The 14940-nt window shown below is 60.9% G+C and carries 13 protein-coding genes; 3 read left to right on the top strand and 10 right to left on the bottom strand.

Annotation, left to right across the window (positions count from 1 at the left end; genetic code table 11):
* Nucleotides 1–135: 135 nt before the first annotated feature.
* A complete protein-coding gene (locus tag ACR52_RS22530) occupies nt 136–750 on the bottom strand; it encodes a LysE family translocator (protein ID WP_048729628.1) in 615 nt (204 codons plus the stop codon).
* A 145-nt stretch (nt 751–895) separates the two neighbouring features.
* On the opposite strand from ACR52_RS22530, the gene ACR52_RS22525 reads away from it, so the two are divergent.
* On the top strand, nt 896–1981 hold the full coding sequence (locus tag ACR52_RS22525) for a DUF1615 domain-containing protein (RefSeq protein ID WP_048729625.1): 1086 nt from the start codon (nt 896–898) through the stop codon (nt 1979–1981).
* A 399-nt stretch (nt 1982–2380) separates the two neighbouring features.
* Complete coding sequence (locus tag ACR52_RS22520) at nt 2381–2800, top strand: PaaI family thioesterase (protein WP_048729623.1); 420 nt, start codon at nt 2381–2383, stop codon at nt 2798–2800.
* A gap of 114 nt (nt 2801–2914) precedes the next feature.
* Here ACR52_RS22520 and ACR52_RS22515 read toward each other — a convergent pair whose 3' ends face one another.
* The 3 genes from ACR52_RS22515 to ACR52_RS22505 are packed head-to-tail and all read right to left on the bottom strand — an operon-like array spanning nt 2915 to nt 5498.
* On the bottom strand, nt 2915–4096 hold the full coding sequence (locus ACR52_RS22515; protein WP_048729622.1) for an acetyl-CoA C-acetyltransferase: 1182 nt from the start codon (nt 4094–4096) through the stop codon (nt 2915–2917).
* Between the two features lie 11 nt (nt 4097–4107).
* On the bottom strand, nt 4108–4767 hold the full coding sequence (locus ACR52_RS22510) for a CoA transferase subunit B (protein WP_048729620.1): 660 nt from the start codon (nt 4765–4767) through the stop codon (nt 4108–4110).
* A 32-nt stretch (nt 4768–4799) separates the two neighbouring features.
* On the bottom strand, nt 4800–5498 hold the full coding sequence (locus ACR52_RS22505) for a CoA transferase subunit A (protein ID WP_048729618.1): 699 nt from the start codon (nt 5496–5498) through the stop codon (nt 4800–4802).
* Between the two features lie 133 nt (nt 5499–5631).
* Here ACR52_RS22505 and ACR52_RS22500 point away from each other — a divergent pair, with 133 nt between their 5' ends.
* On the top strand, nt 5632–6531 hold the full coding sequence (locus ACR52_RS22500; protein ID WP_048729616.1) for a LysR family transcriptional regulator: 900 nt from the start codon (nt 5632–5634) through the stop codon (nt 6529–6531).
* Between the two features lie 174 nt (nt 6532–6705).
* Here the strand turns inward: ACR52_RS22500 and ACR52_RS22495 are convergent, their stop codons facing one another.
* From ACR52_RS22495 to ACR52_RS22470, 6 genes are all read right to left on the bottom strand, one after another.
* Nucleotides 6706–7035, bottom strand: a complete 330-nt coding sequence (locus tag ACR52_RS22495; RefSeq protein WP_048729614.1) for a hypothetical protein — start codon at nt 7033–7035, stop codon at nt 6706–6708.
* A 656-nt stretch (nt 7036–7691) separates the two neighbouring features.
* A complete protein-coding gene (locus tag ACR52_RS22490; RefSeq protein ID WP_048729612.1) occupies nt 7692–8537 on the bottom strand; it encodes an NAD-dependent protein deacetylase in 846 nt (281 codons plus the stop codon).
* Nucleotides 8538–8545: 8 nt separating this feature from the next.
* The gene (locus ACR52_RS22485; protein WP_048729609.1) at nt 8546–8986 is read right to left on the bottom strand and encodes a CBS domain-containing protein; all 441 of its coding nucleotides are present in this window, start codon (nt 8984–8986) and stop codon (nt 8546–8548) included.
* Nucleotides 8987–9117: 131 nt separating this feature from the next.
* Nucleotides 9118–11067, bottom strand: a complete 1950-nt coding sequence (locus ACR52_RS22480) for a DNA topoisomerase III (RefSeq protein ID WP_048729608.1) — start codon at nt 11065–11067, stop codon at nt 9118–9120.
* A gap of 182 nt (nt 11068–11249) precedes the next feature.
* Nucleotides 11250–12872, bottom strand: coding sequence for an MFS transporter (locus tag ACR52_RS22475; RefSeq protein ID WP_048729605.1), 1623 nt, complete (start codon nt 12870–12872; stop codon nt 11250–11252).
* Between the two features lie 157 nt (nt 12873–13029).
* On the bottom strand, nt 13030–14676 hold the full coding sequence (locus ACR52_RS22470) for a GMC family oxidoreductase (RefSeq protein ID WP_048729602.1): 1647 nt from the start codon (nt 14674–14676) through the stop codon (nt 13030–13032).
* Nucleotides 14677–14940: the final 264 nt, after the last annotated feature.

Raw genomic sequence — 14940 nt, 5'->3', positions numbered from 1 at the left:
TCAGGCGAGGGACTTTGCAGACGTTTTTAGGGGCGGGGAGTAGAGCTTATCCGGCGGCTGGGTAGGACGTTTCGACAACTCCTGTCTTCTCTCGCCCAGCACCAAATGGCTGGGCGATCCTGCGAGGCTAAGTGTTCAACGTTGCGCAAACGCCAGATTCAACCCCAACCCCGCAAAGGCCGCCGCAAAACTGCGGCGCAGCCAGTTTTGCACCCGTGGTGATTCAATCACCGCGCGGCGAAACACATTGGCCAGCAGGCCATACAGCACAAACACCGCAAACGTCATTGCCATGAACACACTGCTCAGCACCAGCATTTGCAGGGCCGGCGCCGTGCTGCCTGGCGTCACGAACTGGGGCAGGAAGGCCAGGAAGAAAATGGTCAGTTTAGGGTTGAGAATATTCAGCAAGAAACCGCGAATCACCAGGCTGCGAGCCGTTGAAACCGCCGGTGTGTCGTTCATGGCGAAGGCCGAGCGATCTCGCCAGGTGGCGTACGCCAGATAAAGCAGATACGCGGCTCCAGCGTATTTGAGCGCTTCGAACGCCAATGCACTGGTGTGCAGCAGGGCGGAAAGGCCGAGTATGGAGGCCAATAGGTGAGGGATAATGCCGGCGGTACAGCCAAGCGCGGCGGATACGCTGGCGCGCTTGCCGGCGGTCAGGCCCGTGGAAATGGTGAAAATCACGCCGGTGCCGGGAATCAGCACGACAATCAGGCAGGTGACGAGGAAGTTCAGGCTGAGCATGGCATTCAAACTCCTTGTAGGAATGGTCGATGACAGATCCTGTCACGTTCGGTCTATGCTGGCGAGAGGGTGGGTTGGCGAACCCGCGTTAGACTTACCGGTCGATATCTGCAATGCCTGGCCCACCGCCCTTCAAGGAAGCCCCATGTACTCATCCCGTCTGATCCTGTGCCTGGCTACGCTGCTGGTACTGGCCGGCTGCTCCACATCGCGAGGCCCGCAACAGCCGGAACGCAGCGAAGCCGAGGTGAAGGCGCAGATCGTGCGCTTGCTGCCCGCCAAAGTGCCGGATCGCAACGGTTGGGCCCAGGACATCTACACCGCCTTCGACACCCGGAAAATCTACCCCAGCACCGAAAATATCTGCGCGGTGCTGGCGGTGACCGAGCAAGAGTCCACCTACCAGGTCGACCCGCCGGTGCCGGGCATGGGCAAGATCGCACAGGATGAAATCCTGCGCCGTTCCGGTAAGGTGCATGTGCCGGCATTTGTGGTACGCAGCGCATTGCAACTGCGTTCGCCCACCGGCAAGTCCTACGCTGATCGGCTGAGCGCGGCGCGTACGGAGAAGGACCTGAGCGGCATCTTCGATGACTTCATCAGCATGGTGCCCCTGGGCAACACGCTGTTTGGCGGTTTCAATCCGGTGCACACCGCCGGGCCGATGCAGGTCAGCATCGACTTCGCGCAAAAACAGGCACGAGGTTATCCCTACACGGTGGATGGCTCTATTCGTCGAGAGGTGTTCACTCGCCGTGGCGGCATGTACTTCGGCATTGCACATTTGCTGGGCTACCCGGTGAGCTACGACCAGCCGTTGTACCGCTTTGCCGACTTCAATGCCGGCTGGTACGCCAGCCGCAACGCTGCGTTCCAGGCCGCTGTCAGCCGGGTATCGGGCACCGAGTTGGCGCTGGATGGGGATTTGATTCGCTACGGCTCACTGCTGCCGGGCACTACCGAGTTGGCGGTGCGCTCCCTGGGCTCGAAGCTGGACATGCGCAACCCGAGCATTCGCAGCCAACTGGAGCAGGGCGAGCAACTGGATTTTGAAGAGACCACCCTCTACAAACGGGTGTTTGCCCTGGCCGATAAGGCCGCCGGAAAACCGCTGCCGCGCGCGATTCTGCCGGGCATCGTGCTCAAGAGCCCAAAGATCACGCGCAACCTGACCACGGCGTGGTTTGCCAAACGGGTGGATGAGCGGTACCAGCGCTGCATGAAGCGCTGAACCATTGTGTGTCGGTGAGTGATGAGTGATGAGTGGTGAGCGGTGAGCGGTGAGCGGTGAGCGGTACGCGGGCTTGTTGTGGCGAGCGGGCTTGCCCCGCGTTGGGCGGCGTAGCAGCCCCAAAACCTGTGGCCTAAATGTCCCTGGTGTACCGAGTCGTTTGGGTTGGGAGCGCTTCGCACTCCAACGCGGGGCAAGCCCGCTCGCCACAATAAGCCCGCTCGCCACAAAAAAGGCGCTTAGCCATATGCTTTATGGGGTACAGGGAAATTGACGGCGATTAACGCGCGTCTGCCGAATTAACACAACGCATCCCAGGGGATTTGCGCCGCTGATGGTGATGGCTGCCGCACTGGCCCTGGAGTACACCTCAAGCCTCACTCCAAGGAAGAACTCGCCATGATCGCTCGTGCCGTGCCCGAAGGTTTTGTCCCGCTGCACCGTAGCAGCCCGTTGCTTGACCTGCTTGGCCCGGCGTATTGCCGGGGTGAAGGTTTGCAGCTGGAAATCGGCCTGCGTGCCGACAATCGTCACGCAAACGGGCGCGGCACGGTGCATGGTGGCGTGTTGGCAACCTTGGCGGATGTCGGTATGGGCTATGCCATGGCGTTTTCCAGTGAGCCGCCGTTGCCGTTGATTACCGCGAGCATGACCCTGGATTACCTGGGGGCGGTGCAGGTAGGCGAGTGGGTTGTGGTGCGGTTGGAGCATCACAAGCGGGGGCGGCAGATGGCGTTTGCCACGGTCAGTTTGCAGGTGGGCGAGAAGGTGGTGGTACGCGCGAATGCGGTGTTTGCGGTGCCGCAGGGGCAGGATTGAGGGGTAAAGAAAAGGCCTGGCTTTTCGTGGAGCCAGGCCTTTTCTGTGTTGCTCTTATCGCAGGGGGCCGCTGCGCAGCCCAACGGGAGCAAGCTCCCTCGCCACAAAGGCCCTTCAGCTGCGTTCGAGGGCGAGGGCGACGCCCTGGCCGCCACCGATGCACAGCGTCGCCAGGCCTTTCTTGGCATCGCGCTTGATCATTTCATGCAGCAGGGTGACCAGTACGCGGCAGCCTGAGGCACCGATCGGGTGGCCGATGGCAATGGCGCCGCCGTTGACGTTGACCTTGTCGGCGTCCCATTCCAGCTCTTTGCCCACCGCCAGGGATTGCGCGGCGAAGGCTTCGTTGGCTTCGATCAGGTCCAGGTCAGCCAGGCTCCAGCCGGCTTTGTCCAGGCAGCGGCGGGTCGCCGAAACCGGGCCGATGCCCATGATGGCTGGGTCGACACCGGCGTTCGCGTAGCTGGCAATACGCGCCAGCACGGGCAGGCCGAGCGCCTTGGCCTTGTCCGCGCTCATCAGCAGCACCGCAGCGGCGCCGTCATTGAGGCTGGAGGCGTTGCCGGCGGTGACGCTGCCGTCTTTCTTGAACGCGGGTTTGAGCTTGGCCAGCGACTCGGCGGTGGTGCCGGCGCGCGGCTGTTCATCCACGGCGAAGGCCACCGGATCGCCCTTGCGCTGCGCAATCAGGATCGGCGTGATCTCATCGACAAAACGCCCGGCTTCGATGGCAGCAGTGGCTTTTTGCTGGGAAGCGGCGGCGAACGCGTCCTGGGCTTCACGGCTGATGCCGTACTTGTCCACCAGGTTTTCGGCGGTGATGCCCATGTGGTAGTCGTTGAACGCATCCCACAGGCCGTCAGTGATCATGCTGTCGATCATCTTGGCGTGGCCCATGCGCAAACCGGTGCGCGCCGCGGGCAACACGTAGGGCGCCAGGCTCATGTTCTCCATGCCGCCGGCGATGATTACGTCTGCGTCGCCGCAACGGATAGCCTGGGCACCCAAGTGCAGAGCCTTGAGGCCAGAACCGCAGACCTTGTTCAGTGTCATGGCGGGTACGGCGTGGGGCAGGCCAGCGAGAATCGATGCCTGGCGCGCCGGGTTCTGGCCGCTGCCGGCGGTGAGTACCTGACCGAGGATCACTTCATCCACTTGGGCCGGGTCCAGGCCGGTCTGCTCCAGCAGGCGACGGATCACGGCGGCGCCCAGTTCCGGTGCCGGGATGCTGGCCAGCGAACCTTGAAAGCTGCCCACGGCGGTGCGGGTGGCAGCAACAATCACGACGTCTTGCATGGAATCTGTCCTCACTGGAAGTGCATTTCTGGAACGTGGTCCGGGACGATCAGTTTACCGGCGGTCTTGCTCACAATCTCTTCAACGCTGACGCCAGGTGCGCGTTCCTTGAGGACAAAAGCGCCATTTTCGATTTCCAGGTAAGCCAGGTCCGTCAGTACACGCTTGATGCAGTTGGCGCCGGTCAGCGGCAGTGTGCATTGGCTGAGCAGCTTGGACTCACCGTCCTTGGACGCGTGGGTCATGATCACGATGATGTTTTCTGCGCCGGCCACCAGGTCCATGGCGCCGCCCATGCCCTTGACCAGCTTGCCGGGGATCATCCACGAAGCGATGTTGCCGTGTACGTCGACTTCAAACGCGCCCAGCACGGTGAGGTCGACGTGGCCGCCACGAATCATCGCGAAGGACTCTGCAGAGGAGAAGATCGAGGCGCCGATGCGTGCGGTCACGGTTTGTTTGCCGGCGTTGATCATGTCTGCATCGATGGTTTCTTCGGTAGGAAACGGCCCCATGCCCAGCAAGCCGTTTTCCGACTGCAGCATCACTTCCATGCCTTCGGGGATGTAGTTGGCCACCAGGGTCGGAATGCCGATACCGAGGTTGACGTAGAAACCGTCCTGCATTTCGCGGGCAACGCGTTGAGCCATTTGTTCGCGGGTAAGAGCCATTGTGCTGTTCCTCTTATTGTTCTGGACGTGGATTATTTGCGGACGGTGCGCTGTTCGATGCGCTTCTCGAAGGTGCCGCAGATGATCCGGTCGACGTAGATGCCAGGGGTGTGGATCTGCGCCGGGTCCAGCTCGCCCGGTTCGACGATTTCCTCGACTTCGACCACGGTGATCTTGCCGGCGGTGGCGGCCAGCGGGTTGAAGTTCTGGGCGGTGTGGCGATAGATGACGTTGCCGAAGTGGTCGGCTTTCCAGCCTTTGACGATGGCGAAGTCGCCGGTGATGGACTCTTCCATCAGGTACGGACGGCCATTGAATTCGCGGGTTTCCTTGCCTTCGGCGACCGGGGTGCCGACGCCGGTGGCGGTGAAGAAGGCCGGGATGCCGGCACCGCCTGCGCGCATTTTTTCCGCCAGGGTGCCTTGGGGGGTCAACACCACTTCGATTTCGCCGCTGAGCAGTTGCTTCTCGAACAGTGCGTTTTCACCGACGTAGGACGCGATCACTTTGCGGATCTGCTTTTCTTCCAGCAACACGCCGAGGCCGAAACCGTCGACGCCGCAGTTGTTGGAAACCACGGTGAGGTCGCGGGTGCCTTTGCGCTTGATTTCGGCGATGAGGTTTTCCGGAATGCCGCACAGGCCAAAACCACCGGAGAGTACGGTCATTCCGTCTTCCAGGCCTGCCAGCGCTTCTTCATAGGACGCCACGCGTTTATCGAAACCTGCCATATGCACCTCTTTTATTATTTGTGGGCCAGCCAATGACTTGAGTGTTGCGCCGGCGGATTGATTTGTTAAGTTGTTTTTTAAGGTTGATTGATTTAAAAAACAGCATAGTCGACCCGTCGTCCGGAGTAGCGTCATGACAGTAAAACAGATGCGTGCCTTTCTCGCCGTGGCCCAGAGCCTGAGTTTTGCCGCTGCCTGTGAGCGCTTGCACCTCTCCCAGTCGGCGCTGAGCCTGACCATCAAGGGGTTAGAGGAAGGGCTGGGCGGGCGCCTGTTCAGCCGCAATACACGTAATGTCGCGCTGACGCCTGAGGGTGAATCCTTATTGCCCCTGGCACGCCGGTTGATTGCCGATTGGGACAACGCCGAGGACGAACTGCGCCAGCGCTTCACGCTGCAGCGCGGGCGGGTGACGGTAGCGGCGATGCCGTCGTTCGCGGGTAACCTGCTACCGCCGATCCTGAAGATATTCCGCGCGCGTTACCCTCAGGTGAATGTGACCGTACACGACCTGATCAACGAGCAGGTGCTGGAAATGGTTCGCGACCGCCAAGTGGAGTTGGGCGTGGCATTCGAGCCATCCGAAGGTTCATCGCTGGCGTTTACGCCGTTGTACCTGGACCGCTTTATCGCTGTGGTACCGGGGGATTCTCCCCTGGCGCAGGTGGCCGAAGTCGATTGGCCGACGCTGTTGCAGCACCCATTCATCACGTTGCAACGGCCTTCCACCGTGCGGGTGATGCTGGAAGAACACTTGGGTGCCTTGCAGATGAAACTGCCGGTGGCGCTGGAAAGTCATCAGTTGGCAACGGTGGGCAAGATGGTTGCCAGTGGTTTGGGCGTCAGCGCCGTGCCCGCGTTGTGCGCACGGCAGATGGAGGAGGCGGGGGCGCATTGCATCACCCTTAGCGATCCGGTGATTGAGCGGCCGATTGGTGTGTTGACCAAGCCGGGGCATGAGTTGTCGGCAGCGGCGCAGGTGTTGTTTGATATTTTTCGCGACGAAGCGCGCAAGGGCAGCTTCCCACGGTGATCGCGTGCAGGAGCCGGCTTGCCGGCTATGACGATATCGATTACACCGTTGCCCTCAAGATAGTTATCGCCGGCAAGCCGGCTCATACAGTTTGCGTCAGTGATAAAAATAATTAGGCGAATAAAAAAGTCCGCTCGGCTAACCGGGCGGACTTAATGTACTAATTGGTTTTTATCAGCAGTATTTATCAATCACTTTAACGTGCGATTGGCCTTTGAGATTCTGCCATTCGGTATTAAGTGTGTGGAAGACTTGCTCGATAAAGTTGCGATCGGCAGCGGCCTTCTTGCCGACATAGCCCTGGCCACGGCGGTACATCTTCAGGCGCGCTGCCAGTTCGCGGTGATCCTTGTCGAATTCGGCTTCTTCGGTATGGGGCGCCAGGCAGTCAATTTGGACTTCGCCCGATTTGCCAATCCACAGGATATGGTCGTCGAGTGTGTCTTTCTGCGCTGCGAACATCTCAGCCAATTCATCGATAGTGGGTTGGTTGTTCAGATTCATGTGTAAGCCCCTTGACCAGTTGGCGATCTATCAATTGATTCGTTAAAACTGCTTAGTTGTCTCCGGTTCCGAAAACCGGGCGTCAGTGACGGTCTGCCGAATACGGGCAGGGTCTTGAACCTGATGCATGTAGTCTTGCTGATGAACTGCTACGCAATGGTTTCATAACGAAGACAAGCAGCGTTTGAGCTCCTTGTACCGATCCTTTCGGGCCGGTCAGCTTCATCAATCTGCCTTGTGGGCAGTGCACATCCGGAAAAAACAGCTCGGCGGTCAGACGAGCTTGCTCAAAACGCTTGTTACCAACGCTCCCGATCCGGGAGACGTCTAGATCATGCAAGGACAAAAAGGTTACGTCAACGGTTATGTAGTGAATATTTTTAAGCACTACATAAATCGCAGTGGGGACGGGGTAATGCGCGGGAACGTGACTTGGGCGTCATTTTTTGGAGGTGTGAGTCAAGCAGAGGCGTGTACCTGTGGCGAGCGGGCTTGTCGGGTCGCCGCATCGCCCGCGTTGGGTGGCGAAGCCGCCCTAAAACCTGCCATCGCGGTGTGCCTGACATACTGCGTTGGTCTTATTGGGGCAGCTTCGCTGCCCAACGCGGGGCAAGCCCGCTCGCCACAGGGCAGCATTCCATAGGGTGGGTTGAGCGTTAGGTGAGTCGCTCGGCCAGCAAGGGCAACAACCGTTCACACGACGCTTCGATCTTCACCTGCAACAGCTCATCCCCACGGGTCTTGCCCAGGTTGATGGCGATCACCGGCTTGCCCTGGTCAACCATCGCCTTGCACAGGCGAAACGCTGAATAGGCCATCAGCGACGAGCCCACCACCAACAAACCCTCGGCCTGCTCCACGGCGGCCATGGCCCTGGCTGCTGTAGCCGGCGCCACGTTCTCGCCAAAAAACACGACATCCGGTTTCAGCCGTTCGCCGTCGCAATGGGGGCAGCGGGGTACCTGGAAGCGCTCTTCAAACGCGGGATCCAGCAGGGTGTCACCATCGGGCGCCTGCACGGCATCGACGCCCGCCAGGTACGGGTTTTCGATCTCCATCAATCGCTGGATCACATTGCGCTCGCTGCGCAGCTGGCAATCCAGGCACAGCACTCGGTGGAGACTGCCATGCAGCTCAATCACGTCATGGCTGCCGGCCTGATCATGCAGAGTGTCGACGTTTTGCGTGATCAGCCCGCTGATGCGCTGGCGTTGTTGCAATGTCGCCAGTGCCAGATGGGCCTTGTTCGGCTGCGCAATGTGTACCCGTGGCCAGCCCAGCATCGCCCGCGCCCAGTAACGGCGTCGCGCTTGCGCAGTGGCCAGGAACGCCTGGTACATCATCGGCGCCTTGCCCCGGCGCACGCCTTCGCTGTCGCGATAATCGGGAATCCCAGACGACGTACTGATCCCCGCGCCGGTCAGCACCAAGAAACGCCGTTCGGCCATGGCGCGGTGCAGGGTATCGAGGTGGTCTTCTTGATGTTCCAGCGTGTCGAGCATGAGGTCCCCTATTCGCCGCGAATGTACTGCTCCAGTTGTTTGATCAGGTTCGCTTGCTCGGCGATGGCTTCCTTGACCAGGTCACCGATGGACAGCAGGCCCAACAGTTTGCCGTCTTCGACCACGGGCAAGTGGCGCAGGTGACTGTCAGTCATGATGTTCATGCATTCCTCTACAGTTTTATGCGTATCGACGGTTATGACCGGCGAGCTCATCACCTCATGGACTTTGGTGGTGACCGAAGACAGGCCCTTGAGTATCAGCTTTCGTGCGTAATCACGCTCGCTGATGATGCCGACCACCGTACCCTGCTTGACGACCGGCAGGGCCCCGACATTTTTCGATGACATCACCACCAGTGCTTCGAATACGGTGTGATCCCATTCAATGGTGTGGACCTCCTGGTTTTTCTGTTCCTTGGCTTTGAGCACTTCTGCGACGGTTTTCATGGCGGCCACTCCGGTGTTGTTGTTAGGACGTCAGCGGGTCCCTACAGAATCCTAGACGGCCCGCGCCGGGGCAAGGACCAAAGCGGCGTTAAACCCGTCGAAAAACGTCATTCGCCGGATTTTTTCGCCTTTTAACCCGCACTGGTCGTCTTTTTCGCCCGTTTGGGGGCGGCCGCTGTTTTACGTGGCGTGCTCTTGCGTTTCTTTTTCCACGGCGCGGCGCCTTTACCTGCCGGGCTGGCCGGGCCGGTGATGGTCATGCGCATACCGTTGCAGCGGGCCACTTGTTTGCTCATCCAGGCCGCTTGTTTGGCGACGAATTCTTCCAGGCTCATTTCCCCGCTTTGCACCATGTCCAGCGCCTGTTCCCAGATCGCGGTGGTGCCTGGGTCGGCAATTGCGCGCGGCACCGCGTCGATCAGGCTGAACGCTGCCGGGGTCGCTGAGAGGGCCTTGCCGTTTTTCACCAGGTAACCTCGGTCGAGCAGGCCCTGGATGATCCCGGCGCGGGTGGCTTCGGTGCCGATGCCGGTGGTGTCCTTGAGCTTTTGCTTGAGCAGCGGGTCTTCCACCAACTTGGCGACGTTTTTCATCGCTTTGATCAGGTCGCCTTCGGTAAAGGGCTTGGGCGGTTGGGTCCACAGGTCCTTGAGGTTGACCTTGGCCACCGCGCAGTCCTGGCCTTGCACCAGCGTCGGCAAGGCTTGCGGCGCGGGAGCCTCGCGCCCTTTGGCGGGCGCCAGGGCTTCGGGCAGGGCGCGTTTCCAGCCGGGCTCGATGATGACTTTACCCACCGCGCGCAATGCCTGGCCCGCACAATCGAAATCCGCCTGGGTGCGATCGTATTCATGGTTGGGCAGGAACTGCGCCAGATACCGCGCGCGAATCAGGGTGTAGACCGCACGATGCTTGCCGGTGAGTTGCCCGACGTCCTTGCCGGCGCCGGTGGGAATGATGCCGTGGTGGGCGCTGACCTTGGCGTCGTTCCACGCGCGGGAGCGGCGCTGGGGATCGATATGCGGCATCAGTTCATTCACCGCCGCATCCGCTCGGCCCAATGCAGCGAGGATCTTCGGCGCGTCGCTGTGCTGGCTCAATGGCAAGTAACCGCAATCGCTGCGCGGGTAGGTGATGACCTTGTGGGTTTCGTAGAGGGATTGGGCGATGTCCAGGGTTTCCTGGGCGCCTAGGCCGAGCTTTTTCGAACAGATTTCCTGCAGCGTGCCCAGGTCAAAGGGCAGGGGGGCCACCTCGCGCATGCGCTCGGTACGCAACTTCACCAATCGCGCGCTGGCAGCGTGGGTCATGGCGTGCGCGGCGTCGCGCGCGAGTTGCGGGTTGAGGCAGCGGCCCTGGTCATCACAGACGTCGTCGGCGGCGCGCCACTGGGCGGTGAACGTCATGCGTTCGTGGCGCAGGTCGACATCGATGGCCCAGTAAGCCACTGGCACGAAATCGGCGATGCTGCGGTCGCGGTCCACCACCAGGCGCAAGGTCGGGGTTTGCACCCGGCCCACCGGTAGCACGCCCTGATAACCGGATTGACGTCCGAGCAAGGTAAACAGGCGGCTCATGTTCATGCCGATCAGCCAGTCGGCGCGGGAACGGCCCAGGGCCGAGTGGTACAGGCTGAAGGTTTCTGCGCCTGGCTTGAGTGCGGCCAGGGCCTTGCGAATGGACGCGTCGTCCAGCGCCGACAGCCACAGCCGCTGGATCGGCCCGCGATAACGGCAATGTTCCACCAGCTCGCGGGCGATCATTTCGCCCTCGCGGTCGGCGTCGGTCGCGATCACCAGTTCCTGGGCTTCCCCCAGCAGGCGCTTGACCACCTTGAACTGGCTGGCGGTCCTGGGCTTGACCAGCATCTTCCATTTTTCCGGGACGATCGGCAGGTCGGCCAGCACCCAGCGCTTGTACTTGGCGTCGTAGGCATCGGGCGGGGCGGTTTCCAGCAGGTGGCCGATGCACCAGGTGACGGTAACCCCGTTGCCCAACCAGCACCCGTCGCCCCGGCGACTGGCGCCGAGCACGGCCGCAATATCCTTGGCCTGGGAGGGTTTTTCGCAGAGGAACAGCCGCATGGTCAGCCCATTCGAGACAGAGTTGAATGGGGAGCAGGATGGGCAAAAGAAGGGGATTGATCAACCTTTATCTGGATGGATGTACAGCTATAGGTTTCAAGCGGCAAGTTTCAAGCTACAAGCTGCAAGTAGAAGCCGATCAGCTTTCTCTTGCCGCTTGCAGCTCGCCCCTTGAAGCCTGTTTAGTTGTTATCGATATCCACATGCCGCGTTTCTTTCAGGCAGAACAACCCGACAATCAGGCTCACCCCGGTCACCACCACCGGGTACCACAAGCCGTAGAAGATATCGCCGGTGTACACCACCAGGGCAAACGACACCGTTGGCAGGAACCCGCCAAACCAGCCGTTACCGATGTGGTAGGGCAGGGACATCGAGGTGTAGCGGATGCGCGTCGGGAACAGCTCCACCATCAACGCCGCCAGCGGGCCGTAGCACATGGCTGCGATCAGGATCAGTACGACGATCAGCACCACCACCATCACCTTGTTGACCTGCGCCGCATCGGCCGAACTCGGGTAGCCGGCCAACGTCACCGCGCCGCGCAGGGCCGCTTCGTCATAGCCGTCGATGCGTACTTCGCCGACGCTCACTTGCACTGGGCTGCCGGCGGGTGCGGCGGCGCTGCTGTACGGCAGGCCTTGCTTGACCAGGAAGGTCTTGACCTTGTCGCACGGGCTGTCAAAACGTGCCTTGCCCACCGGGTCGAACTGGAAGGTGCAGGTGGCCGGGTCGGCCAGCACGGTGATCGGCGCCTGATGGCTGGCCTGGTCCATCGCCGGGTTGGTGTAGTGCGCCAGGCCTTTGAAGATCGGGAAGTACAGCGCGGTGGCCAACAGCAAACCGAGCATCAGCACTGGCTTGCGCCCGACCTTGTCCGACAGCCAGCCAAAGAAGACGAAAAACGGCGCACCGATCACCACGCTGATGATCAACAGCATATTGGCCAGGGCCGGGTCCATCCTCAGGAACTGCGTGAGGAAGAACAGCACATAAAACTGCGCGGCGTAGAACGTAACGGCTTGCCCGCCGTTGATGCTGAACAGGGCAATCAGCACCACCTTGAGGTTTTCCCACTGGCCGAAGGAGTCGCGGATCGGCGATGTGCTGGCCTTGCCTTCCTCTTTCATTTTCAGGAACGCCGGCGACTCATGCAGGCTCATGCGGATCCAGGTGGAAATACCCAGCAGCACGATGGAAAACAGGAACGGAATGCGCCAGCCCCAGACTTCGAACTGGTCGCCGGTGAAGTATCGGCAGGCCAGCACCACCAGCAGCGAGAGCAGCAGGCCGAGGGTGGCGGTGGATTGAATCCAGCTGGTGTGGAAGCCGCGTTTGCCGGCTGGCGCATGCTCGGCCACGTAGGTCGCTGCGCCGCCGTACTCACCGCCCAGCGCCAGCCCTTGCAGCATGCGCAGCACGATCAGGATGATCGGCGCGGCAATACCGATGCTGGCGTAGGTCGGCAACAACCCGACGCAGAATGTCGCCACGCCCATCAGGATGATGGTGACGAGGAAGGTGTACTTGCGCCCGATCATGTCGCCCAGGCGGCCGAACACCAGCGCCCCGAAGGGTCGCACCACAAAGCCGGCCGCAAAGGCCATCAAGGCAAAGATAAACGCTGTGGTGTCGTTGACCCCGGCAAAAAACTGCTTGCTGATCACCGCCGCCAGTGCGCCGTAGAGGAAAAAGTCATACCACTCGAACACCGTCCCCAGGGACGAGGCGAAGATGACTTTTTTTGATTCGTTGCGGGTACTCGCACTGACCGCCGAGCCCAGGGGTTGAGCATGTTCTGACATCGGGTGTCCCTCACAGTGATTATTTATTGTTGTTCCACTGTCGGCGCCAACCTCAGCGCCGCTATTGCTGTTTAGGCGCCCGGCTGGCCGGCCATGGCGTCCTCAGCCATGTGCAAACCCAGGACACGCTATCGCCGGCAAGCCGGGCTCCTACAGGTCACGCGGGTGTGGTCATTTCTTTCTCTGTGGCAAGGTTCCTTGTATTCGGCGAAAGGATCAGCTGCGCGGCTTTCTCCGCGATCATCAGCGTAGGTGAACAGGTGTTGCCGGACGTGATGCGCGGCATGATCGAGGCATCGGCTATGCGCAGGCCCGGCACGCCATGCACGCGCAATTGAGCGTCGACCACGGCGTCTTTATCACTGCCCATGCGGCAGGTGCCCACTGGATGGAAGATGGTAGTCCCGATTCGCGCGGCCGCTTCGTGCAATTCTTCTTCGGTTTGCAGCGAATCGCCCGGTAAGTACTCCACCGGTTTGAATTGGCTGAGGGCCGGTGCAGCCACAATCCGCCGAGTCAGGCGAATGGCATCGGCGGCCACCCGAAGGTCTTCCGGATGGCTCAGATAATTGGGCCGGATCAGCGGCGCATCCGCTGGGTTGGCCGAGCGAATATCGATACGTCCGCGGCTTTGCGGACGCAGGTCGCACACCGACGCGGTAAACGCCGGGAACGCATGCAGCGGTTCTCCAAAGCGCTCGAGGGACAACGGTTGCACGTGGTATTCGAGGTTGGCCGAGGCCTGTTCCGGGCCGGAGCGGGCAAACGCGCCGAGTTGGCTGGGCGCCATCGACAGCGGGCCGCTGCGGTCATACAGGTAACGCAGGCCCATGCCCATCTTGCCCCATACGGTGCCAGCGATCTGGTTCAGGGTGCGGGCTTTTTCCAGCTTGTAGATCAGCCGCAATTGCAGATGGTCCTGCAGGTTGCCGCCGACGCCCGGCAACTCATGCAGCACCTCGATGCCCAGCGGCTTGAGCACATTGGAGGGGCCTATCCCTGAGCGTTGCAGGATGCCCGGCGAACCCACGGAGCCGGCGCACAGCACGATTTCCTTGCGCGCCTTCCAACTCATCTGCTGGCCGTGTTGACGCCCGACCACCGCTGAAGCGCGGCCGCTTTCCAGCACCACGCGGTCGACTTCCACTTCGGTCAGCACCGTCAGGTTCGGTCGCTGACGGATCGGCTTGAGAAACGCCTTGGCCGCATTCCAGCGCACCCCGGCCTTCTGGTTGACCTGGAAGTAGCCGCACCCTTCGTTATCGCCCTGGTTGAAGTCGTTGATGTTGGCGATTCCGCTTTGCGCCGCCGCCTCACGGAAGGCGTCCAGAATCGGCCATGACAGCCGTTGCTGCTCAACGCGCCACTCACCGCCGTCGCTGTGGAACTCCGAGCCACCGGCAAAATGGTTTTCGCTCTGTTTGAACAGTGCCAGCACGTCCTTCCAGGCCCAGCCCGAGTTGCCGGCTGCCGCCCAGCCGTCGTAGTCCTGGGCCTGGCCGCGCATGTAGATCATGCCGTTGATGGAGGAGCAGCCGCCGAGCACCTTGCCGCGTGGGTAGCTCAAGGCGCGGCCTTGCAGGCCTTCCTGGGCTTCGGTCTTGAAGCACCAGTCGGTGCGCGGGTTACCGATGCAGAACAGGTAACCGACGGGGATATGGATCCAGGGATAGTTGTCGCGGCCACCGGCTTCCAGCAGCAGCACGCGGTGGGCGGGGTTGGCGGACAGTCGATTGGCCAGCAGGCAGCCTGCGGGGCCGGCGCCTACTACCACGTAATCGTATTCAGCAGCTGCAATGGGCATCTGAGGTCTCGCTTGTTTTTCTTATTGGCTCCATCCTAGTTGTTAGTTTTCGTCTTAAAAATGTTAGTTTTTACCCAGCTGCTGTGCGTTTTTAAACAGCGCTGTTTAAGCGCTGGATGCGCACCGACCCTTGTGGCGAGCGAGCTTGCTCGCGTTGGGCTGCGAAGCGGCCCCATTAGTCAGCCCACGTTTTTTCAGATACACCGAGGTGTCAGGTTTTGGGGCCGTTGCGCAGCCCAGCGCGAGCAAGCTCGCTCGCCACAA

Origin of the sequence: Pseudomonas fildesensis, assembly GCF_001050345.1 — a bacterium.
GTDB lineage: Bacteria > Pseudomonadota > Gammaproteobacteria > Pseudomonadales > Pseudomonadaceae > Aquipseudomonas > Aquipseudomonas fildesensis.
This window is presented reverse-complemented; position numbering and strand designations above follow the sequence as displayed.

What these genes read in the sequence shown, in the direction of transcription:
- ACR52_RS22480 (WP_048729608.1), bottom strand. Translation starts at nt 11,067, where the DNA reads ATGCGGCTGTTCCTCTGCGAAAAACCCTCCCAGGCCAAGGATATTGCG.
- ACR52_RS22520 (WP_048729623.1), top strand. Translation starts at nt 2,381, where the DNA reads ATGATCGCTCGTGCCGTGCCCGAAGGTTTTGTCCCGCTGCACCGTAGC.
- ACR52_RS22495 (WP_048729614.1), bottom strand. Translation starts at nt 7,035, where the DNA reads ATGAATCTGAACAACCAACCCACTATCGATGAATTGGCTGAGATGTTC.
- ACR52_RS22530 (WP_048729628.1), bottom strand. Translation starts at nt 750, where the DNA reads ATGCTCAGCCTGAACTTCCTCGTCACCTGCCTGATTGTCGTGCTGATT.
- ACR52_RS22490 (WP_048729612.1), bottom strand. Translation starts at nt 8,537, where the DNA reads ATGCTCGACACGCTGGAACATCAAGAAGACCACCTCGATACCCTGCAC.
- ACR52_RS22470 (WP_048729602.1), bottom strand. Translation starts at nt 14,676, where the DNA reads ATGCCCATTGCAGCTGCTGAATACGATTACGTGGTAGTAGGCGCCGGC.
- ACR52_RS22510 (WP_048729620.1), bottom strand. Translation starts at nt 4,767, where the DNA reads ATGGCTCTTACCCGCGAACAAATGGCTCAACGCGTTGCCCGCGAAATG.
- ACR52_RS22515 (WP_048729622.1), bottom strand. Translation starts at nt 4,096, where the DNA reads ATGCAAGACGTCGTGATTGTTGCTGCCACCCGCACCGCCGTGGGCAGC.
- ACR52_RS22485 (WP_048729609.1), bottom strand. Translation starts at nt 8,986, where the DNA reads ATGAAAACCGTCGCAGAAGTGCTCAAAGCCAAGGAACAGAAAAACCAG.
- ACR52_RS22475 (WP_048729605.1), bottom strand. Translation starts at nt 12,872, where the DNA reads ATGTCAGAACATGCTCAACCCCTGGGCTCGGCGGTCAGTGCGAGTACC.
- ACR52_RS22505 (WP_048729618.1), bottom strand. Translation starts at nt 5,498, where the DNA reads ATGGCAGGTTTCGATAAACGCGTGGCGTCCTATGAAGAAGCGCTGGCA.
- ACR52_RS22525 (WP_048729625.1), top strand. Translation starts at nt 896, where the DNA reads ATGTACTCATCCCGTCTGATCCTGTGCCTGGCTACGCTGCTGGTACTG.
- ACR52_RS22500 (WP_048729616.1), top strand. Translation starts at nt 5,632, where the DNA reads ATGACAGTAAAACAGATGCGTGCCTTTCTCGCCGTGGCCCAGAGCCTG.